Annotated in this window: 21 protein-coding genes and 4 tRNA genes; all 25 read left to right on the top strand. The window is 42.4% G+C overall.

Annotated features, from left to right (window positions below; genetic code table 11):
- Positions 1 to 7: 7 nt before the first annotated feature.
- The 25 genes from DESME_RS15190 to DESME_RS15080 all read left to right on the top strand — a co-directional run bounded on the left by DESME_RS15190 (position 8) and on the right by DESME_RS15080 (position 19,888).
- Positions 8 to 964, top strand: a complete 957-nt coding sequence (locus DESME_RS15190; RefSeq protein ID WP_006717738.1) for a branched-chain amino acid ABC transporter permease — start codon at positions 8 to 10, stop codon at positions 962 to 964.
- A complete protein-coding gene (locus DESME_RS15185) occupies positions 942 to 1,709 on the top strand; it encodes an ABC transporter ATP-binding protein (protein WP_006717741.1) in 768 nt (255 codons plus the stop codon). The genes DESME_RS15190 and DESME_RS15185 overlap by 23 nt, the downstream gene beginning before the upstream one ends.
- Positions 1,709 to 2,413 (top strand): ABC transporter ATP-binding protein, encoded by a 705-nt coding sequence (locus DESME_RS15180; protein ID WP_006717743.1) that lies wholly within the window; start codon positions 1,709 to 1,711, stop codon positions 2,411 to 2,413. Before DESME_RS15185 ends, DESME_RS15180 begins: the two co-directional genes overlap by 1 nt.
- A 97-nt stretch (positions 2,414 to 2,510) precedes the next feature.
- On the top strand, positions 2,511 to 3,137 hold the full coding sequence (locus DESME_RS15175) for a CBS and ACT domain-containing protein (RefSeq protein ID WP_006717745.1): 627 nt from the start codon (positions 2,511 to 2,513) through the stop codon (positions 3,135 to 3,137).
- Positions 3,138 to 3,175: 38 nt separating this feature from the next.
- A tRNA-Sec gene (locus DESME_RS15960) sits at positions 3,176 to 3,273 on the top strand.
- A gap of 122 nt (positions 3,274 to 3,395) precedes the next feature.
- The gene (locus tag DESME_RS15170; protein WP_006717747.1) at positions 3,396 to 4,112 is read left to right on the top strand and encodes a CvpA family protein; all 717 of its coding nucleotides are present in this window, start codon (positions 3,396 to 3,398) and stop codon (positions 4,110 to 4,112) included.
- 97 nt (positions 4,113 to 4,209) lie between these two features.
- Positions 4,210 to 4,413, top strand: coding sequence for a DUF951 domain-containing protein (locus DESME_RS15165; protein ID WP_006717749.1), 204 nt, complete (start codon positions 4,210 to 4,212; stop codon positions 4,411 to 4,413).
- Between the two features lie 60 nt (positions 4,414 to 4,473).
- Positions 4,474 to 5,574, top strand: coding sequence for a redox-regulated ATPase YchF (gene ychF / locus DESME_RS15160; RefSeq protein WP_006717750.1), 1,101 nt, complete (start codon positions 4,474 to 4,476; stop codon positions 5,572 to 5,574).
- A 147-nt stretch (positions 5,575 to 5,721) separates the two neighbouring features.
- Positions 5,722 to 6,009 (top strand): 30S ribosomal protein S6, encoded by a 288-nt coding sequence (gene rpsF, locus DESME_RS15155; RefSeq protein WP_006717752.1) that lies wholly within the window; start codon positions 5,722 to 5,724, stop codon positions 6,007 to 6,009.
- A gap of 17 nt (positions 6,010 to 6,026) precedes the next feature.
- On the top strand, positions 6,027 to 6,440 hold the full coding sequence (locus tag DESME_RS15150) for a single-stranded DNA-binding protein (protein ID WP_006717753.1): 414 nt from the start codon (positions 6,027 to 6,029) through the stop codon (positions 6,438 to 6,440).
- Positions 6,441 to 6,460: 20 nt separating this feature from the next.
- Positions 6,461 to 6,691, top strand: a complete 231-nt coding sequence (gene rpsR, locus DESME_RS15145; protein WP_006717755.1) for a 30S ribosomal protein S18 — start codon at positions 6,461 to 6,463, stop codon at positions 6,689 to 6,691.
- A 274-nt stretch (positions 6,692 to 6,965) separates the two neighbouring features.
- On the top strand, positions 6,966 to 7,268 hold the full coding sequence (locus DESME_RS15140; RefSeq protein WP_006716727.1) for a MazG-like family protein: 303 nt from the start codon (positions 6,966 to 6,968) through the stop codon (positions 7,266 to 7,268).
- A gap of 14 nt (positions 7,269 to 7,282) precedes the next feature.
- Positions 7,283 to 8,230 (top strand): DUF2232 domain-containing protein, encoded by a 948-nt coding sequence (locus DESME_RS15135; protein WP_006716728.1) that lies wholly within the window; start codon positions 7,283 to 7,285, stop codon positions 8,228 to 8,230.
- Positions 8,231 to 8,241: 11 nt separating this feature from the next.
- On the top strand, positions 8,242 to 8,688 hold the full coding sequence (gene rplI / locus DESME_RS15130) for a 50S ribosomal protein L9 (protein ID WP_006716729.1): 447 nt from the start codon (positions 8,242 to 8,244) through the stop codon (positions 8,686 to 8,688).
- A gap of 36 nt (positions 8,689 to 8,724) precedes the next feature.
- Positions 8,725 to 10,623 (top strand): Lon family ATP-dependent protease, encoded by a 1,899-nt coding sequence (gene lonC / locus DESME_RS15125; RefSeq protein ID WP_006716730.1) that lies wholly within the window; start codon positions 8,725 to 8,727, stop codon positions 10,621 to 10,623.
- Between the two features lie 13 nt (positions 10,624 to 10,636).
- A complete protein-coding gene (gene dnaB, locus DESME_RS15120; RefSeq protein WP_006716731.1) occupies positions 10,637 to 11,965 on the top strand; it encodes a replicative DNA helicase in 1,329 nt (442 codons plus the stop codon).
- Positions 11,966 to 12,213: 248 nt separating this feature from the next.
- On the top strand, positions 12,214 to 13,515 hold the full coding sequence (purB, locus tag DESME_RS15115) for an adenylosuccinate lyase (protein ID WP_006716732.1): 1,302 nt from the start codon (positions 12,214 to 12,216) through the stop codon (positions 13,513 to 13,515).
- Positions 13,516 to 13,562: 47 nt separating this feature from the next.
- Positions 13,563 to 14,846, top strand: coding sequence for an adenylosuccinate synthase (locus DESME_RS15110; protein ID WP_006716733.1), 1,284 nt, complete (start codon positions 13,563 to 13,565; stop codon positions 14,844 to 14,846).
- Between the two features lie 70 nt (positions 14,847 to 14,916).
- Positions 14,917 to 14,992 (top strand) — tRNA-Lys (locus tag DESME_RS15105).
- 5 nt (positions 14,993 to 14,997) lie between these two features.
- Positions 14,998 to 15,073: transfer RNA gene (locus DESME_RS15100), tRNA-Glu, on the top strand.
- Positions 15,074 to 15,081: 8 nt separating this feature from the next.
- Positions 15,082 to 15,157, top strand: a tRNA-Phe gene (locus DESME_RS15095).
- A 235-nt stretch (positions 15,158 to 15,392) separates the two neighbouring features.
- Entirely contained in the window at positions 15,393 to 15,533 is a 141-nt protein-coding gene (gene scfA / locus DESME_RS15790) for a six-cysteine ranthipeptide SCIFF (protein WP_006716734.1), read from the top strand.
- A 192-nt stretch (positions 15,534 to 15,725) separates the two neighbouring features.
- Positions 15,726 to 17,162, top strand: coding sequence for a thioether cross-link-forming SCIFF peptide maturase (scfB, locus tag DESME_RS15090; protein WP_006716735.1), 1,437 nt, complete (start codon positions 15,726 to 15,728; stop codon positions 17,160 to 17,162).
- Between the two features lie 34 nt (positions 17,163 to 17,196).
- On the top strand, positions 17,197 to 19,176 hold the full coding sequence (locus DESME_RS15085; RefSeq protein WP_006716736.1) for a molybdopterin-containing oxidoreductase family protein: 1,980 nt from the start codon (positions 17,197 to 17,199) through the stop codon (positions 19,174 to 19,176).
- Between the two features lie 61 nt (positions 19,177 to 19,237).
- The gene (locus tag DESME_RS15080; protein WP_025248854.1) at positions 19,238 to 19,888 is read left to right on the top strand and encodes a tetratricopeptide repeat protein; all 651 of its coding nucleotides are present in this window, start codon (positions 19,238 to 19,240) and stop codon (positions 19,886 to 19,888) included.
- The last annotated feature ends 96 nt before the right edge of the window (positions 19,889 to 19,984 follow it).

Raw genomic sequence — 19,984 nt, 5'->3', positions numbered from 1 at the left:
GATAAAGATGAAGCGCTGGTTTCAGATGAGAAATGTCATTGTATTAATCGGAGTTATTTTAATATATGGTATAGTTCAGGGTTTGAACCTGATGGATATCATACCCCCGTTTTTACAACTTAATTTAATACTCGCTTGTATTTATATCATCATGGCAGCGAGCTTAAATTTGATTAATGGTATCACAGGGCAATTCTCTATTGGACATGCTGGTTTTATGTCGATAGGTGCCTTTGTTTCGGCTATTGTAATAGTCAATTTAAACGGACCCTTATATTTGGGCCTGATTGCAGGGGCCTTAGCAGCAGGAATTGCCGGTGTTTTAATTGGGTTACCCACGCTGCGCTTAAATGGAGATTATCTTGCCATTGCCACGTTAGGTCTTGGAGAAATTGTTCGTGTTATTTTTATGAACATGGATTATGTCGGTGGAGCATCAGGTTTTTCGGTGCCGAGTACAATTAATTGGACTTGGGCGTTTTGGTTAATGGTCATTTCAGTGTTGGCCATTCATAACTTTACAGCATCCACACATGGACGAGCATGTATTTCCATCCGAGAAAATGAGATCGCAGCTGAAGCTATGGGGATTAATACCACAAAATATAAGGTGCTTGCTTTTACGCTTGGGGCGATGTTCGCAGGGTTAGCTGGAGGAATATATGCGAACTACATGTATCTCATTCATCCCATACAATTTAACTTCCTTAAATCCTTTGACTTTTTAGTTATGGTTGTTCTAGGAGGGTTAGGAAGTCTTACGGGAAGTATTCTTGGAGCAATTGTTATGACCTTTTTATCTGCTCTTTTATCAGGGCTATCTGAATGGCGTATGGTCATAACGGCTATTTTAATGATTCTCTTAATGCTTTTCCGGCCATCGGGGCTCATGGGAACGAAGGAATTCAGCCTCAATTTCTTAGGAAAGAAGGGTGAGAGAAATGACTCTTCTCAAAGTAAATAATCTCTCAAAATCCTTTGGGGGCTTAAAAGCTGTTTCAAATTTGAATATTAATATCGAGAACGGTGAATTAATTGGTTTAATTGGACCTAATGGTGCGGGAAAAACCACGATATTTAATCTTCTTACCGGAGTTTACGAACCGACAACTGGAGAAATTCTCTTTGCTGAAAAAAATGTGGCTGCTCTAAAACCCCATCAAGTCACGCAACGAGGTATTGCTCGGACATTCCAAAACATCCGACTCTTTGGTGAGTTAAGTGTTATTGACAATGTTAAAATTGCCTTTCATCAACATGCGACGTATTCAACACTAAGCGCCATTTTTCGCCTTCCTTCATATTATAAAGGCGAGGCAGAGATAGAAGCAAAGGCTATGAATTTACTGAAGATTTTTGGCATAGAAGGTAAAGCCCAAGAAATAGCTAAAAACATGCCCTATGGTGAGCAGCGCCGCCTAGAAATTGCCCGAGCTTTAGCTACACAACCTAAACTTTTGCTTTTAGACGAACCAGCAGCGGGGATGAACCCACAAGAGACTCGTGAATTGACTGAACTGATTCGTTTCATACGGGAAAAATTTCAGTTGACCGTTCTTTTAATCGAACATGATATGTCACTTGTAATGCAAGTTTGTGAGAGAATTTATGTTTTGGATTATGGAACGATTATTGCTGAAGGGAAGCCAGAAGAAATTAAGGCGAATCCTAAGGTTATCGAAGCTTACTTGGGAGAGGAGGTTGACTAATGCTTGTTCTTCAAGATATTCATGTTTATTACGGCGCAATTCATGCTCTCAAGGGAATCTCTTTAGAAGTGAACGAAGGGGAGATTGTGACCCTGATTGGTTCTAATGGAGCAGGTAAAAGTACAAGCCTGAAGACAATTTCAGGACTTCTTCGTCCCAAAGAGGGAAGTATAACCTTTAACGGAGCGGATCTCACTCGCGTTCAACCTCAAGAGATTGTTTCGCAAGGGATTTCTCAAGTGCCTGAAGGCCGACATGTTTTCACTAATATGTCGGTATTAGAGAATTTGGAGTTGGGAGCTTATCTTCGGAAGGATAAAGCGGAGATCAAAAAAGACATCGAGAAAGTATATACTCTGTTTCCGCGTTTGCAGGAACGCAAAGGTCAATTATCGGGAACGCTATCTGGAGGAGAACAGCAAATGCTCGCGATGGGCAGAGCTCTGATGTCCCGGCCAAAGTTACTCCTTCTGGATGAGCCTTCGATGGGGTTAGCACCTATTCTTGTTAAACAAATTTTCTCCATCATTAAGGAAATTAATAAGACGGGAACTACAGTTTTGCTTGTCGAACAAAATGCGCATATGGCGCTTTCGATTGCGGAGCGAGCTTACGTTTTGGAGACTGGGAAGATTGTCCTTTCCGGGAATGCTGTAGAATTAGCAAAAAGTGAAGCGGTTCGAAATGCCTACTTAGGAGGTTAATTGAGCCGAAAAAGGAAAATGCAGCTTAGTTCTAGAATATAGGTTTAAGGACTAAGCATTCATAATCAATTAAGGATAAACGAAGGGGGAGATTTGATTGTACGTTAGGCAATTTATGACCTCACAAGTTTTTACCGTGAGTCCAGAGGATAATGTTGCAGATACTATGGCCCTGATGCGTGAGAAAAAGATTAATCGGCTTCCTGTTGTTCAAAAAGGAAAACTGGTAGGTATTGTTACCGATGGAGACCTTCGAGAAGTCTCTCCTTCTCCCGCAACGACTCTCAGTATATTTGAATTGAATTATCTTGTTGCTAAGACTTCGATTCGTGAGGTTGCTGTCAAAAAGGTGATTACCTGTTCTCCAGATACGAAACTTGAAGACGCAGCTGTTTTGATGAGAGATCATGGTATCGGGTCTTTGCCCGTCTTAGATCAAGAAAAGTTAGTCGGAATTATTACGGAAACTGATATTTTTGACACCTTTCTCGATATTATGGGCTTCCGTAGTCCCGGTGATCGCATGGTAATTGAGACAAAAGATGAAGTTGGGGTGATCGGAGATCTTTCTTCTATCATTCAAGATTACGATGTGAATATTACCAGTTTAGCTGTTTATCACCTCAAAAATAATAAAGTGCAAATATTGGTTCGGTTGAATGGAGATCGGGTGAAGGAAGTAAAGGACGCTCTTTTGGGAAAAGGCTATGAGTTGAGTAATTAAGTATAATTTGTTATAATATTGTGAAGCGCGAAATCGCTGGGGATGAGTGGTGGCTGGTGCTGCCCCCGGACTTCAAATCCGCGTGCCGGGACGTAGAACGTTCCGGGGTGTGTTCGATTCGCACGCATCCCCGCCAATTTTAATTAATAGGATGTAAGTGAGCAGCTTAGGCTGCTCCTTATTTATATGCAGGATTTTTTACACAGAAATCGAATAGTATAAGATTATGGTCGTAGAGCTCGGAGCGGAGGAGATTTTATGAATATATTTGATATTCTGATCCTTGGTTTCCTCATACTAGGTGCTTTACAAGGATATCGGAAAGGGTTGATTTCTGGCCTTGTGAGTTTATTAGGGAATCTTTTGGGTTTCTATATTGCATCTAAAGAATATCTTAATTTACTCGGATGGCTAGATCTCCATACGCCTCTTAGGCAGTGGTTAGAACCCGTAGTCTATCGTTTCCTGCTTCCTTTGATTGAATCTCAGACCCAAATTACCCAACAACAAACTTTAGACCGCATCTTTTCAATAATTCCTAAGGAACTTCAAGGTTTAGTTGGGTCAGGTTCTATCCCTGGTTTGAAATCCTATACACAAAATATTGTGCAAACGATTGCTCAAAATATGGCTGGAGTTTTGACGGATAATTTGATGCGGATGCTCGCCTTTTTGGCAACATATTTAGCGGTAGTCGTCATCCTACAAATTGGGGTTTCCATTGTACTGGCTCCTTTCGGACTTTTTGGTAGGACAATTAATCATGGGGGAGGATTTTTTTTCGGTGCTTTGAGTGCCTTGGTTGGAATTGCTGTTTTTGTGGGTTTGATTTCGCCAATATTGCCGATTTTTGGCCAAAACCAGCCTCTCGTCCTTTTACAACAAGCCTGGTCTTATTCATATCTCGTTCAAATTTTTGCGGGGTTGCAATCGTTTTTTAAATTAGAACTTATTCAGAGTCTAAACATGCTCTAAGCGAACAACCTATTTCCTCTTTTGCGTAGCGTTGCTTTTTATGTTATAACATTTACGATCATTGTTAACGTCGCCTTATGAGTTAGGAGGAGTATGAGTGATCCCTTTACAAGTTGGAGATATTGTTCGACTACGTAAACCTCATCCTTGTGGGAGTACAGATTGGAAGGTTATGCGTACGGGTATGGACTTTAGAATTCAATGCCTGGGCTGTCAGCATCAGGCGTGGATTCCTCGGATAAAGCTGGAACGTCAAATTAAAGAGATTTTGCAAAAAGCAGATGTCCCGCCTGAAGCTTAGGTGCGATTTGAGAATCTAACACACTAATTCTTAATAATATGTTTTTATGGAGGATATAAAATGACATTACATGCAGGTATTGTAGGTTTGCCCAATGTGGGAAAATCAACGTTATTTAATGCGATTACGCAAGCAGGGGCAGAGGCAGCTAATTATCCCTTCTGTACGATTGATCCTAATGTTGGGATTGTTCATGTTCCCGATTCTCGATTGGGAGTTTTAGCAGATATGGTTCATCCTGATCGGATTGTGCCTGCGACGGTTGAATTTGTAGATATCGCCGGTTTAGTCAAAGGTGCAAGCAAAGGGGAAGGGCTTGGAAATAAGTTTTTATCTCATATTCGGGAAGTTGATGCTATTGTGCATGTTGTTCGGTGTTTTGATGACAGTAACGTTATCCATGTTGAGGGAAATGTAGATCCTAAACGAGATATCGAAACGATTCAACTCGAACTTATTCTTGCAGATTTAGAGAGTATTGAGAAACGTTTAGAGAAATCAGAGAAGCTTCTTAAATCCGGTGATAAGAAAGCTCACGTTGAAGTTGAATTATTAACGAAACTAAAAGAGGCCTTTGATGAGGGCAAAGCAGCCCGTAGTCTTAGTTATACAGATGAGGAAAAAGAAATACTTAAAACAATTTCGCTTCTCTCTATGAAGCCGATATTATACGCAGCTAATGTGAGCGAAGAAGATTTAACCCGTGGCGAAGAAAATTCCTATGTTCAAAAAGTACGGGAAATTGCCACTGAGGAAAATTCGGAAGTCGTTATGGTCTGCGCTAAGATCGAATCAGAAATCGCAGAGCTAGAGGACGAGGAGAAACAAGCCTTCTTAGAGGATTTAGGATTAGAGGAATCAGGACTTGACCGTTTAATACGTGCAGCTTTTCATCTTCTGGGTCTGATGACCTTCTTTACAGCAGGACCGATGGAGGTTAAAGCCTGGACGATTCGCCGAGGAACAAAGGCACCTCAAGCTGCAGGTACAATTCATACAGATTTTGAACGTGGATTTATTCGCGCTGAAGTTGTTTCTTATTCCGATTTCGTGGCGATGGGTGGCCTAAATGGAGCTAGGGATAAGGGACTTGTTCGCCTTGAAGGCAAAGATTATGTGATGGCTGATGGAGATATCGTTCATTTTAGATTTAATGTTTAAGCAGAAATAAATTGGAAATAAATTAAGAGTATCGTTAGTTTGCAAATGTTTTGCAATGATGGTATAATGTTTAATCGGTAGTCTAAATAGACTATAAATCCCTGCCCCACTCATATGGGGCCGCTTAGTCCGAGGGGAGGTGCAAATATGAAAGCGTACGAATTACTTTATATCATTCGTCCTGATATGGATGAAGAGGCTATTGCCGCTACAGTGGACAAGTTCTCTGAAGTTGTGAACAACAATGGTGGAGCAGATGTTACTGTGGATAAATGGGGCAAACGCCGCCTAGCTTACGAAGTTAAGGATCTTCGGGAAGGTTTTTACATCCTGATGAACTTTAATGGGGAAGCTCGTACGGCACAAGAGGTGGAGCGGGTCATGAAGATCTCCGACTCTGTTGTGCGTTTCTTAACCACGAAAAAAGAAGAGTAGTATTGGAGGGGTTATAGATGTTGAATCGTGTCGTTTTAATTGGCCGTTTAACGAAAGACCCCGAGTTACGTTATACCCCGAGTGGAGTTGCAGTAGCGACCTTCACTCTAGCCGTGGATCGCAATTTTAAGAATTCCAACGGTGAAAGGGATACGGATTTTATTCCCTGTGTCGTTTATCGACAACTGGCTGAGTTATGCGCTAACTTTTTATCAAAAGGTAGATTGGCCTCCGTTGACGGACGACTTCAAGTTCGTTCTTTTGAGGGTCAAGACGGGCAACGTCGCTGGGTTACAGAAGTAATTGCAGAGAATGTTCAGTTCTTGAGTCCTAAGGAAAACGGTAACTCAGGGAACGGTACATCCGGTAATGCCAGTAATGTGGGAACCTATGGCCATGAAGTAAGTTTAGATGATGATATCCCATTCTAAACGGGAAGGGGAGTGAACGTATGAAACGCGAACGCGGACGTCGTCCAAGAAGACGGGTATGTAGTTTCTGTGTTGATAAAGTTGAATCGATCGATTATAAGGAAACTCATAAATTGCGCAAGTATGTGACCGAGCGTGGCAAAATCTTGCCTCGTCGTATTTCAGGAAACTGCGCAAAGCATCAACGCCAAGTTACCGTTGCTATTAAAAGAGCCCGGGCCATTGCGCTGTTGCCTTATATGGTAGATTAGTAAAAGGGGAGCAGAAGCTCCCTTTTTTATTTTACGTATCAGAAAGTATAAGTTTTTATCGGTAGATAGTATAAGTGCAACTAAGGCTTCCGCCTGCGCTAAGGCTTGGCGCAAGCCAAGTTTTCTTTATCACTTTTTAAAAGTATATGTTCTTTATCGGTTGAGAGTATAAAGGATATGCCTTGCAGGAAATAGGCCAAGACTCAGCGAACATTTCCTTGATACGGCTTAGATAGCTGTTAAATTTTTAGAGAGATACCGGAGGGCATCCACGATGGAAGTTGATGTTGTTAAAGGATTAAAAGCGATTGATGAGTTAAAAGTTGAAATGTTAAAATCTTTATGGATTTTTGAACGCGGTGCAATTGAGGGTTCAGATACTGCGATGATGCAAGGTTTAGCGGATATAGTTGGGATCAGTTATTTACTGACTCGACGATTAGGTTTCGATTTCACGAGATTGGACCGAACTTTAATACAGGGTTTGGTAGAATGGAAAGAAAATGATACTATGAAGTTAGAAAGTCAGTGGGGGGATTTGAGCCTCTTGTTAAGCTATCTCGCCCCCGAAGAATAGATTGGAGCAGTTGAATGTACGTGAGTGACCAAAAAGTAACTAAGGGGTTAGCGATCTTTGCCCTTTTAGCAGGACCGTGGTTTGGAGTGGCGAAAGGGAGCGGAGGTTGGCTACTTGAGGTTGCGCTGCTCATTGCCACCCTTTCGGTAGGACGCAGTATAGGATTTAAATGGATGACCTTATGTTTATCGATAGGTTATGGTATCGCATTTTTGTTAGGTGGTGGACTTTCCTCAGTCATAAATATCGGATTTTTACCATGGGTTAGTGTACTGACAATATGGGGAGTAGAGCATGTTTGGTCACGTAAATCGAATTTGTTTTGGTCCTTAGTTTTGGCTGGAGTCTTAGGTGTTCTGCCCGTTATCCCCATGATACTACAAGGAATGGGCACAGAGTTGATGCAAGAAATCAGCCGGTCCATGATGGATCAATACCGCCAATCCGGAATGTTGACGAGTTTTACTCAGCAGGGAATTAGTGAAGCAGATATAGAAAACTATGTGCAACAATTTCTTCAGTATCTGTTTTTATTTATTCCTGCGTTAGCAGCATTGGGGTCGATGATGGAATACGGGGCCGTTTATTATTTCTTTGCCCGTTGGTTTCCCCAAAAAGACCAACCTTTCCCCTTGTTTAGTTCTTTCAGATTACCGTGGTTTGCGATCTGGGGAGTAAATCTTGGAATAGTCAGTTATCTGGTTGGGGATCAATGGAATTTGCTGAGTATTCGTACCTTTGGACTGAACGTAATGTTGATTTATGCGGGCGTGGCGTTTGTCTTAGGAAGTGCGATTTTCATATACTATTTACGTTCTCCTCGATTATCGGGATTCATAAAGTGGATTTTAATCTTCATGGGGTTCGTTTATTTTCAAGTAACAATAATGGGTTTAATCTTGCTAGGCCTTTTTGACTTAGTTTTAAACTTCCGCCGTATACCGGAGGATAATAGTAATTAGGGGGGATTTTCATGAAAGTAATTTTAACAATGGACGTAAAAAATCTGGGTAAAAAAGGTAAAGTTTGTGAAGTGTCGGATGGTTATGCCCGAAATTTTCTCTTCCCTAAAAAGTGGGCGATTGAAGCCACAACAGGAAATTTAAATGATGTAGCGTCTAAGAAGGCGAATGAAGACAAAAGAAAGGCTAAAGAAAAAGAAGACGCACAGTTATTAGCTGAAAAATTATCTTCGATTACGGTTGAAGTGCGTACGAAGATAGGAGAAGGCGGACGGCTTTTTGGATCTGTGACCAATAAAGAAATAGCTGAAGCGCTTAAAAGTAAGTATGGTATTGAAATTGATAAACGTAAAATAGAGGTCAAAGAACCGATTAAAGCCTTAGGAAGCTATACTATTCAGACTAAAATTCATCCAGAAGTTTCTGCCCAACTCAAAGTAGAAGTTAAAGCAATTTAATAGCGGAACTTTTTTGAACAGTGAAAGGGGAGCCCGATGAAAGGGTTTTTAACAAAGTGGTTGAAACAGGATAAGACGCCAGAGAATCAAACCAATGAGGAACAATTGAAACTCGAAATTGATGCCTATTACCATTTGTTATCTGATTTCTATGGGCCCGATAAGCTAGTACTTAAGGCAATTCGCCTAGATGCATTAAGTCTAATGCGATCTGAAAATTTATTGGAACGGATTAAAGGGTTACAAAAGATCGCTTTTGAGGACCCAACGGATCCTCCTATTTCATCTTATGAAGAGGTTCCACAGGTTTTAACTGAAATCGACGAACACATCGCAGAATTGCAGGCACGGCGTTCAGTTGAAGAAAAATTAGATAAAGCGGTTGCCGAAAAGATGCAAGAACATCATGAAGATTATGTTAAAGAAATAAAAAGTCAGGTTCTCAAAGATTCGGCAGGTCCTGATAATGCCCAGACTTTGAAAAAACTGGCCCAGATTGAGAAAATGAACTCGGTTAAACTTGCTAATTCTGTAATTGAAGTTCTCCGACCACAGACGGTGGAGGAGATTATTGGTCAAAAGAATGCAGTTCAATCTTTGTTGGCCAAGCTGGCGACCCCTTATCCTCAGCATCTCCTGATTTATGGGCCTCCAGGAGTAGGTAAAACTTCTGCAGCTCGGGTAGCCCTGGAAACGGTGAAACAACATCCTCATTCGCCTTTCTCACGGATTGCTCCCTTTATTGAAGTTGATGGAACAACTCTTCGTTGGGATCCTCGAGACGTGACAAATCCTCTACTTGGATCAGTACATGATCCTATTTATCAAGGGGCTAAACGCGAGCTTGCGGATACGGGAATCCCTGAACCGAAGCTAGGTTTAGTCAGCGATGCTCATGGTGGAATTTTATTTATTGATGAAATTGGAGAAATGGACCCACTACTCTTAAATAAGTTGTTAAAGGTTCTAGAAGATAAGCGGGTCTTTTTCGATTCTTCTTATTTTGACGCTTCAGATCCTCAGGTCCCACTCTATATAAAAAAGTTATTTGAAGAAGGTGCTCCTGCTGATTTTGTCTTAATTGGAGCAACGACACGTGATCCAGGTGAAATAAACCCTGCGTTGCGGTCGCGGTGTGCTGAAATTTATTTCAATCCTTTAGAACCCCAAGATATCCAGAAGATCGTTTATCAAGCCGCCAAAAAACTGAATACCGAAATCGAGGAAGATGTTCCTCAAATCATTAGTGAATATGTTATTGAGGGACGGAAAGCCAATAATATTTTGACGGATGCCTATGGCCTGGCCCGTTTTCGGTACCCGGACCAGAAAGAAACAAAAGTTGGTGCCACAGAAGTTTATGAGGTCCTTCGTTCTGCTCGCTTAAGTCCCTATGTCTCGCGAAAGGCTCAGGAAACAGTTGAAGTTGGCCGAATTCTCGGGTTAGGTGTTCTTGGGTTCGTCGGTTCTGTCTTGGAAATTGAAGCGATCGTTTTTCCTGGACAGAATGGCAAGGGCACGATCCGTTTTAATGAAACGGCAGGGAGTATGGCACGGGATGCGGTCTTTAATGCGACCGCCGTGTTACGATTATTAACAGGGGAAGATATTCGAGATTATGATGTTCATGTCAATGTTGTCGGTGGTGGGAGAATTGACGGCCCATCAGCTGGTTTAGCGACTACTCTGGCAGTTTATAGTGCACTAAAGGGAAAACCTATCTGCCAAAATATTGCTGTAACTGGAGAGATTTCCATTCAGGGGAAGGTTCGTCCGGTAGGAGGAATCGCCGAGAAGCTTTTTGGTGCAAAACAGGCGGGGGTTAAGACCGTTTTAATTCCAAAGGATAATTTGGTCGATGTACCGTTAGGCATACAGGGAATTGAAGTGCGAACGGTGGAGACGATTCAGGAAGCCTTAGAGTATATTGTCTAGGAGGAGAAAGTAGATGGAACTCGCCAAAGTCCCTCCCCAGAATCTAGAGGCTGAACAAGCAGTGCTTGGAGCCTTAATGCTTGAACCAGAAACGGGGAGTTCCGTTTTTGAAATATTGCAGCCGGAGGATTTTTACCGCGATAATCACCGTTTGATTTTTATTGCGTTGCGGGATTTGTTTGAACGCGGTGATCCGGTAGACTTAGTTTCAGTGGCCGAAGCCTTACGCCAAAATGGGCGGTTGGAGCAGGTCGGAGGTATCGCTACTGTCTCGCAAATTGCCCGTTCGGTGCCATCAGCAGTGAATATCGAATTTTATGCAAAGATTGTTGCTGAAAAATCGATGCTTCGGCAGTTAATTCGTACGGCGGGACGGATTGCTGAAAAAGGATATGAACCTGGTGAAGAGGCGACAACACTTTTAGCAGAAGCTGAAAAGCTGATTCTTGACCTGACCCAGCGCCAAGTGAAAGATGGGTTTGAGTCCATTCGTAATATTTTGCTCAACACCTTTGAAAAAATTGAAACACTTTATGCCCATAAGGGAAATCTCACAGGTGTACCTACCTTTTTTACGGAATTAGATCGAATGACTTCTGGATGGCAACCCTCAGATTTAGTCATTATTGCAGCACGTCCTTCGATGGGTAAGACGGCTCTGGTTTTAAATATGGCTGAGAATGCTGCAGTACGGGCTAATGTGCCTGTCGCCGTTTTTAGCTTAGAGATGTCTAAAGAACAACTTGTGCAAAGAATGCTTTGCTCTGAAGCTATGGTTGACCAGCAAAGAGTGAGAACAGGGGATTTATTGGATACCGATTGGCCGAAACTTACACGGGCTGTAGGTCCTCTTTCAGATGCTCCGGTATTTATTGATGATACAGTAGGGATTTCCTTACTTGAGCTTCGCTCAAAGGCACGACGTTTAAAAATTGAACATGGCTTAGGGCTGATCGTCATCGACTATCTTCAACTTATGACCTTAGGTCGGCGCGCCGAAAGCCGGCAACAAGAGGTAGCTGCAATTTCCCGGGGGCTTAAAGGAATTGCGCGAGAACTAAGTGTACCTGTGATCGCGCTTTCTCAGCTTAACCGGGGGGTTGAGCAGCGTCAGGATAAACGACCCATTATGTCGGATCTTCTGGAATCTGGAGCAATTGAGGCTGATGCCGATGTGATTTCTTTTATCTATAGGGATGAGTATTATAACCCCGAATCTGAGAAAAAGGGAATAGCAGAGCTTATCATTGCCAAACACCGTAATGGCCCGGTAGGGGCGGTCGAACTGGGTTTCTTAAAGGAGTTCACTAAGTTTGTGAATTTAGATCGTCAACATTTATAGGATAAAGTGCTAGGGTTTAGGCCCTAGCAACTTTTGTATTTGTCGAATATTAAACGTGTATACATGATTAATGTTCGATAAATCCGTTGACATCGAGGTTGAGGCTTGTTAAGATAAAACTGTTTGTGAAGGTGTAGGGTTTCATGAATGAAGACTCTTAACCATGGTATAATAGAAATTTGAAGTCATTGATCAATCGTTTTGAATTTTGAATTTTAGTTTGCACAGGAAATCTAGGGGGTATTTTATTGATAGATCGCTATACTCATCCAGAAATGGGTAATTTATGGCGCGAAGGTTATGAATATGACCGCTGGTTAGAGGTTGAGTTGGCTGTTGCGGAGGTTATGGCTAAGCGTGGAGAGATTCCTGCAGAGGTGTGGCCTGTAATCCACGAAAAGGCTAAAGTTAATCCTACGCGAGTGGCGGAAATCGAGAAAACGGTACGGCATGATCTTATCGCCTTTTTGCAAGCTGTAGTTGAGGAAGTTGGAGAAGCGGGTAAGTATCTTCATTTGGGTTTAACCTCTTCTGATGTAAAAGATACAGCGTTAAGTCTTGTTCTTAGAGACTCAGGGGAGCTTTTACTTAAGGATTTAGCGGATTTGAGAGTCGCACTGGCTGAGCGGGCAATCGAAAGTAAAAATATTATTATGGTCGGTCGTACGCATGGAGTTCATGCTGAACCTGTTACTTTTGGTTTGAAACTGGCCTTATGGGTTGCCGAGATTGATCGTCAAATTGAACGCTTACAACAGGCAACCGAGTCGATTAGGGTAGGCAAGATCTCAGGAGCCGTTGGCACCTATGCGAATGTTTCTCCCGATATAGAGGAAGAAGTTTGCGAACACTTGGGCTTAAAAGCTGCTTACGTGAGTAATCAGATTTTACAGCGCGATCGCCACGCTCATTATGTAACAACGCTCGCCTTGATTGGCAGTACTCTAGAAAAAATGGCGACAGAAATTCGCAGCTTGCAGCGGACGGATATTCTTGAGGTTGAGGAACCGTTTGCGGAAGGTCAAAAAGGTTCTTCAGCTATGCCTCATAAGAGAAACCCCATTGTGAGTGAGCAGATCGCCGGAATGTCGCGTTTACTCCGGGGAAATGCCTTAGCCGCGATGGAAAATGTAGCCCTCTGGCATGAGCGGGATATGACGCATTCATCAGTGGAACGGGTCATTCTTCCGGATAGTAATATTTTATTGGATCATATGCTGAGGAAAATGACTTGGATTATTAAAGGGTTAAAGATTCACGATGATAATATGAAGCGCAATCTTCTTAAGACTTATGGCTTTACCTCTTCACAGCGTGTATTACTGGCCTTAGTAGAGAAGGGGTGTATGCGTGAGGATGCCTATCGATGGGTCCAACAGGCTGCCTTTACAGCCTGGGATGAGGGCAAGGAATTGCGTCAGGTCCTTCCGGAAATGCCGGAGGTTATGAAATATCTAAAAATAGAAGATTTCGATACCTTGTTTGATTGGAGTTACCATCTTAAGCATATCGATGATATATTTATACGATTAGGGTTGATCCAAGCCTAAGGGCTTGTCTGTTCATCGATTCGAAAATATGATGTGGAGGAATGAAAATGGCAGCAGTCGTTTTGCTTGGTGCACAATGGGGAGACGAAGGAAAAGGAAAAGTTACAGACTTTCTTGCCGAAAAGGCGAATCTCGTTGTTCGTTATCAAGGGGGAAATAATGCAGGTCACACTGTAGTCGCCCAAGGTGAGGAATTTAAACTTCACTTGATTCCCTCAGGAATACTTTATGCGGATAAAACCTGCATTATTGGTAATGGCGTAGTTGTAGATCCCAAGGTTCTTTTGGAAGAACTTGATTATTTGGCTGAGCGTAAGGTTAAAACAGGAAAATTACTCATTAGCAGCAATGCGCATGTTATTATGCCTTATCATCGTTTGCTTGATGAACTAGAAGAAGAAGCGCGCGGAGAGTTTAAAATTGGGACAACCAAACGAGGAATTGGTCCTGCTTATATGGATAAAACGGCCCGGATTGGGATTCGGATGATGGATCTCTTAGATTCTGAAGAATTTGCAGCTAAATTAAAACGAAATTTAGCTGAGAAAAATAACCTTTTGGTTAAGGTTTATAACAGCAAGCCCTTAGATTACGAGAGCATTTATCAAGAATATATGGGCTATGCAGAAAAATTACGTGCCTTTGTCACCGATAGTTCGTTGACTGTTGACGGGGCAATTAAAGCGGGTGAAAAGGTCCTATTTGAAGGCGCACAAGGAACGCTCTTGGATTTGGATCATGGAACCTATCCCTATGTCACGTCTTCCAATCCAACGGCAGGAGGAGCTTGCGTCGGCGCGGGTGTCGGCCCAACTCAAATTGATAAGGTGGTCGGTGTGATTAAAGCTTATACCACTCGAGTCGGTGAGGGACCATTCCCTACGGAACTGCTTGATGAAATGGGAGAACAAATGCGTCAAGCTGGCTTCGAGTTTGGCACAACGACAGGGCGTGCGCGCCGCTGTGGCTGGTTTGATGCGGTAATTGGTCGCTATGCTGTTCGAGTTAGTGGAATTTCCGACTTCGCTTTGATGAAACTTGATGTTTTATCAGGTATCGAAAAAGTGAAGATCTGTGTTGGATATCGCGTAGGAGGGGAAGTTATCTATGAATTCCCTCAAAGCCAAAAAATCTTTACAGCCTGTGAGCCAGTTTATGAAGAAATGGCTGGCTGGCAGGAGGATATAACGGGCGCCAGGACTTTTCAAGACCTGCCACAAGCGGCTCAAGCCTATGTACGCCGTATTGAGGCGCTTACTGAAACCAAGGTTACCCTTATCGCAGTAGGACCGGGCAGAGAGCAAACGATTGTCCGTGGAGAGATTTTTTAAGACTTGAGAAAATAAAAAGGTTGACAGGATTTAAAGGTTCGTGTAAAATCTTGTTTTGTGAGTAAGTTTTGAGCCATTAGCTCAGTCGGTAGAGCACCTGACTTTTAATCAGGGTGTCCCGCGTTCGAGTCGCGGATGGCTCACCATATATGGCCCGTTGGTCAAGCGGCTTAAGACACCGCCCTTTCACGGCGGCTACACGGGTTCGAATCCCGTACGGGTCACCATTGTTTTTGCCTCGGTAGCTCAGTCGGTAGAGCAGAGGACTGAAAATCCTCGTGTCGGCGGTTCGATTCCGTCCTGAGGCACCATCTTTATCATTTAATATGTTAAACCTTCGCTAGGCGGAGGTTTAATTTTTATTGTTATATTTCCATCAATGGATTAAACTTAACTTGATCTAAAGTTGAGTGAGGGAAACGTGTGAAAGTCATTAAACAGATATCTTTTTAGCCAGCCGAAGCAAGGATTATGATAATTGCGTTACAACTTGTCAACGTGCTATAATCTAAATGAATTTCAAAGTGTGAGAGGAGGATGTTTTAAATGGCTAAACACATCCAAACTATTGTTAAAGCTAACCTCAGTGAGACGGTCAAAACGGGTGGCTGCGGAGAATGCCAATCTTCTTGTCAATCCGCATGCAAAACGTCTTGCACCGTAGGTAACCAAGTTTGCGTTAAGTAAGTACTTACTTTTCTGAAAGGAAAATCGCACATAGGTTATCAAGGAACCCACCTGATTCAGGCGGGTTCTGTTTCTGTACTAACAGAAAAATAAATTTTTCCTGCAGATCAACTCGAAGTGCCACTAAGGCTCCTGCCTGCCCCAGAGGCTTGGCACAAGCCAAGTTTTCTTTATATAGAAGGAGAGAAATTGATGTTAAATTTAGAGGGATATAAAATTGGAAAGAATGTTCACGCCTATCACCAAGGGGATATCAATGTGGCTTATGATATTAATTCTGGGTCACTCCATGTTTTAGATGATTTGACGTTTGATGTTTTGCAAATTATGGATAAACTCCAAAAGGAGGGAAAAGCTCTTTTAGTGCAAGAAATTTCCTCTTCGCTTCAAAGTGAAGGTAAAAATTGTTCGGAGAAGGAACTTGAGGAGATTTTAGGGGAATTCGAAGAACTTCAACAAGAAGGCACACTTTTTTCTTCAGAAGCAGAAGAGTGGAATCCAGTTTACCCTGAGCGCCCAATTATTAAGTCAATCTGCTTACATGTTGCCCATGATTGCAATTTACGGTGTAAGTATTGTTTTGCAGGTACAGGAGCTTTTGGTGGAGATCGAGGTTTAATGAATTTGGAGACCGGAAAAAAGGGGATTGACTTTGTCCTGGATGCCTCAGGCCATCGCAAACACTGTGAAGTGGATTTCTTTGGCGGGGAGCCGCTGCTTAATTTTCAAGTCGTTAAAGATCTTGTGGCTTATGGACGGAAGGCTGCCGCTGAACGAGGCAAAACGATTAAGTTCACGTTAACCACAAATGCTGTACTTCTCACGGAAGAAGTTCAGAACTTCTTGGAGAATGAAGATATTAGCGTTGTCCTCAGTATTGATGGACGACCCGAGGTTCACGACCGTATGCGTCCTTATGCGAGTGGCAAGGGAAGTTATGAGCAAGTCATCCCACGTATACAACAGTTTGCGAAGAAACGACCAGAGTCTTCCCCTTATGCCGTCGGAACCTATTATTACGCAAGGGGAACTTATACTCATTTTAATCTCGATTTTGATAAAGACGTCGATCATCTTCTCGATTTAGGAGTAAACCAGATCTCACTTGAGCCGGTCGTGGCAACACCAGATCAACCGTATGCTTTCCAAGAGGGAGATAAACCTGAGATTTTAAAAAGTTATGATCGCCTCGGGGAGGATCTTTTAGCACGTAAAAAGAAGGGAGAAGATTTTAGCTTTTTCCACTTTAATGTTGCTTTAGATGGTGGCCCATGTTTACCTAAACGCTTAACGGGATGTGGAGCGGGACATGAATACGTCGCGATCTCGCCTGAGGGAGATTTATACCCTTGTCATCAATTTGTAGGGCAAGAGGAGTTTAAAATGGGTTCCTTGTGGGATGAAAAGCCGGAGCTTGACTCCAACTTGGTTCAGTCGTTCCGTAATGCTCATGTCTATTCCAAAGCGTCTTGTCGTGAGTGTTGGGCTAGATTTTCCTGTAGCGGGGGCTGTCATGCCGCTAACCATGCGTTTAGCGGGAAATTGACTGAAGTTTATACTTTAGGCTGCGAATTTCAAAAGAAGCGCTTAGAAGTCGCACTTTATTTGCAAATTAAGGAAAAGAATTAAGAGTTTCAAAAGTAACGAGCGGAGGAAAGAAAATATGGCATGGAAACGATCAGCTTGCCCGTTAAATTGTCCAGATAGTTGTGGCTTTCTTGTCAATTATACGGAAGAACAAGGACTACAACTTAAAGGGGAGAAAGAGCATCCTATAACTCAGGGTTTCATCTGTTCTAAAGGACAAGCTCTTGCTGAACTCGTTTTCTCGCCCGATCGCTTAAGATTTCCTCTGCGTAAAGAAAAAGGACGTTTTAAGAGGATTTCCTGGGAAGAAGCCTATACCCTTTTGACAAGAAAGATTCAAGAGACTCTGGAGCAAACAGGCCCGTTAGGAATTCTGCACCATTATGATTATGCTCATAATGGTGCTTTGCGTGCTTTAGATCAGCGTTTTTTCCAAGCTCTTGGGGGAATGACAGTGCCAGAGGGAAGTATGTGTTGGGGCGCTGGATACCATGCTCAAGCAATTGACTTTGGTGGAGTGTATCAGAATGATTGGGCTAGTCTCAGACAGTCCAAAACAATCATTCTCTGGGGTAAAGATCCTGCAGTGACGAATATCCATCTTATCCCGCATTTACTGGCGGCCAAAAAAGAGGAAGCCTATCTCATTGTCATTAATCCGACTCAAGTGAAAAGCGCGGAATTGGCTCAAGAATATCTTCGAATTAATCCAGGTACAGATGGGATCTTAGCTTTAGGACTTGCGCATATCATTTTGCGCGAGGGCTGGCTTGATTGGGAGTTTGTCCGTAATCATGTCCATGGGTTTGAGGAGTTTGCCCTTAAGGCGAAGGAGTATGAGCCGGCGCGTGTTAGCGAGTTGACTGGAATTAGTGAAGTAAAGATGAATGCATTAGCACGTCGGATCAGTCACTCAGGTCCAGTGAGCTTTTTACCAGGCTATGGCTTACAACGTTATGTTCAAGGAGGGAATACCCTTCGCGCGATTGATGCTTTAGCGGCCTTAACTGGAAATATTGGAAAACCGGGAGCAGGGGTTTATTACGCTCATCAGGATCATCAGGACCATTTAAATACGGTCAGGTTACCAGAAGAGCACTATCAAGTTCGGAGATTCCCACATCCACTTTTTGCGGAAAGTATTGAGAAAGCGGATCCCCCCATTCAAATGGCTGTTGTGACTCGTTCTAATCCTTTGCTCCAACAACCCAATTCGCTGCTTTGGAAGGAAGTATGGAGCAAGATCCCCTTCAAAGTGACATTGGAGCTGGTTATGTCCGAAACGGCTCGCCAATCCGATTTAGTCTTGCCAGTGACGACCATTTTTGAGGAGGAAGATTTAATTGTATCTTCCTGGAATCCTATGCTTCAGGTCACGGAAAAAGTTGTGGAGCCTCAAGGTGAAACAAAATCAGAATTAGAGATTTTTAGTGAGTTAGCTAAGCGTCTCGGAATTGGGAAGAAATTTAGCTTGACTTCGTCTGAGTGGATTGAAGAAATTATTACTCCATTACATGAATATGGAATCACGCTTGAATCCCTGCATCAAGGTCCTGTGCGTGCGCCCTATATTCAGAATGTGGCTTGGGAAGATTTAAACTTTAAGACCCAAAGTGGGAAGATAGAATTATCTTCAGATCTCGCCCTTAAGGAAGTGGGAGAAAAAGTAGCTTCTCCTCGGATAGAGCAAGACAACGAAAATGCTATTCTTTCGGCAGAATATCCTTATTATTTGCTCACTCCGCATCCCCGGCAAGCGATTCACTCTCAGTTTCAAGAAGATGAGGGGTTCCACATGTTCATCCATCCGGAGTTAGCGGAAAAATTTTATCTTTTCCCGGGGGATCAAGCTCTCGTGGAAACACGACAAGGTCAGCTTTTGGCTCGAGTTTATGTTTCGGAGGATATTCATCCGCAAGCTGTTGTTATTCCTGAAGGAAATACGAGTAATGGGGTTGGGGTGAATCAACTCATTAAAGGTTTATCCTCTGATTTGGGTCAATCAACATCCTATTATGAGGTGGGGTGCCAAATCCGCAAATGGCTTGTGGACTAAATGGATTTGAAATGTTAAAATAAGGAAGAACATGCTTCAATTGATTCGGGAGGGATTAAGAGTGAATAAAAAACATAAAAGGAATCGGACAGTTGCGATTATCATTGTTTCTTTAGTTAGTTTAAGCATGATAGGTTCTTCCTTTGTTCTTTTCTTTAATGATACCCCAGTTGCCCAAACGGCCACTCAGGCTGGAGACACGGCTGATGCTCAAATTCAAAGTCTACAGGGTCAGGTAGATGGTATTGATCAGGCGCTCAAAGCGAAGCCGGAGGATTCAGGACTTCGTCTTAGTTTAGCGAATTCCTATTATGACTTGGGAATGGCGCAATTAAACAGTTCACAAGATCAAGCTGTTGTAGAAGCGGGAAAGACGAGTTTGAAACAGGCAATTACGGAATATCAAGAGGTACTTAAGAGTAAAAAGGATGACGTCGGTATATTAGTTGATATGGCAACAGCAGCCTTTTACAGTGGCGATAATACTTTAGCCGAGACAACTTTTCAGCAAGCTTTAGCAATAAAGCCAGATTTTTTGAATGCTTTAATGAACCACGGAGTTTATTTAATGGAAGCCAAAGGAGATTATTTGGGGGCTATTGCTGAATTTAACAAAGCATTGAATACAAATCCTTCATCTGAAAATGTACAACAAATCAATAGCTTAATCAGTTTTGCACAATCAAAACTGAGTGGTGATGTTACAAAATAATAAAATATATTAATTTATTTAATTTAAAGGATGTTCACATAATCTCCATTTCTTTGGAGATTTCTTTTTGTTATAATGCATATTAAGGTATAAATT

This window comes from Desulfitobacterium metallireducens DSM 15288 (assembly GCF_000231405.2).
GTDB classification, from domain to species: Bacteria; Bacillota; Desulfitobacteriia; order Desulfitobacteriales; family Desulfitobacteriaceae; genus Desulfitobacterium_A; species Desulfitobacterium_A metallireducens.
This window is presented reverse-complemented; position numbering and strand designations above follow the sequence as displayed.

What these genes read in the sequence shown, in the direction of transcription:
- DESME_RS15190 (WP_006717738.1), top strand. Translation starts at nt 8, where the DNA reads ATGAAGCGCTGGTTTCAGATGAGAAATGTCATTGTATTAATCGGAGTT.
- DESME_RS15185 (WP_006717741.1), top strand. Translation starts at nt 942, where the DNA reads ATGACTCTTCTCAAAGTAAATAATCTCTCAAAATCCTTTGGGGGCTTA.
- DESME_RS15180 (WP_006717743.1), top strand. Translation starts at nt 1,709, where the DNA reads ATGCTTGTTCTTCAAGATATTCATGTTTATTACGGCGCAATTCATGCT.
- DESME_RS15170 (WP_006717747.1), top strand. Translation starts at nt 3,396, where the DNA reads ATGAATATATTTGATATTCTGATCCTTGGTTTCCTCATACTAGGTGCT.
- ychF (WP_006717750.1), top strand. Translation starts at nt 4,474, where the DNA reads ATGACATTACATGCAGGTATTGTAGGTTTGCCCAATGTGGGAAAATCA.
- rpsF (WP_006717752.1), top strand. Translation starts at nt 5,722, where the DNA reads ATGAAAGCGTACGAATTACTTTATATCATTCGTCCTGATATGGATGAA.
- DESME_RS15150 (WP_006717753.1), top strand. Translation starts at nt 6,027, where the DNA reads ATGTTGAATCGTGTCGTTTTAATTGGCCGTTTAACGAAAGACCCCGAG.
- rpsR (WP_006717755.1), top strand. Translation starts at nt 6,461, where the DNA reads ATGAAACGCGAACGCGGACGTCGTCCAAGAAGACGGGTATGTAGTTTC.
- DESME_RS15140 (WP_006716727.1), top strand. Translation starts at nt 6,966, where the DNA reads ATGGAAGTTGATGTTGTTAAAGGATTAAAAGCGATTGATGAGTTAAAA.
- DESME_RS15135 (WP_006716728.1), top strand. Translation starts at nt 7,283, where the DNA reads ATGTACGTGAGTGACCAAAAAGTAACTAAGGGGTTAGCGATCTTTGCC.
- rplI (WP_006716729.1), top strand. Translation starts at nt 8,242, where the DNA reads ATGAAAGTAATTTTAACAATGGACGTAAAAAATCTGGGTAAAAAAGGT.
- lonC (WP_006716730.1), top strand. Translation starts at nt 8,725, where the DNA reads ATGAAAGGGTTTTTAACAAAGTGGTTGAAACAGGATAAGACGCCAGAG.
- dnaB (WP_006716731.1), top strand. Translation starts at nt 10,637, where the DNA reads ATGGAACTCGCCAAAGTCCCTCCCCAGAATCTAGAGGCTGAACAAGCA.
- DESME_RS15110 (WP_006716733.1), top strand. Translation starts at nt 13,563, where the DNA reads ATGGCAGCAGTCGTTTTGCTTGGTGCACAATGGGGAGACGAAGGAAAA.
- scfA (WP_006716734.1), top strand. Translation starts at nt 15,393, where the DNA reads ATGGCTAAACACATCCAAACTATTGTTAAAGCTAACCTCAGTGAGACG.
- scfB (WP_006716735.1), top strand. Translation starts at nt 15,726, where the DNA reads ATGTTAAATTTAGAGGGATATAAAATTGGAAAGAATGTTCACGCCTAT.
- DESME_RS15085 (WP_006716736.1), top strand. Translation starts at nt 17,197, where the DNA reads ATGGCATGGAAACGATCAGCTTGCCCGTTAAATTGTCCAGATAGTTGT.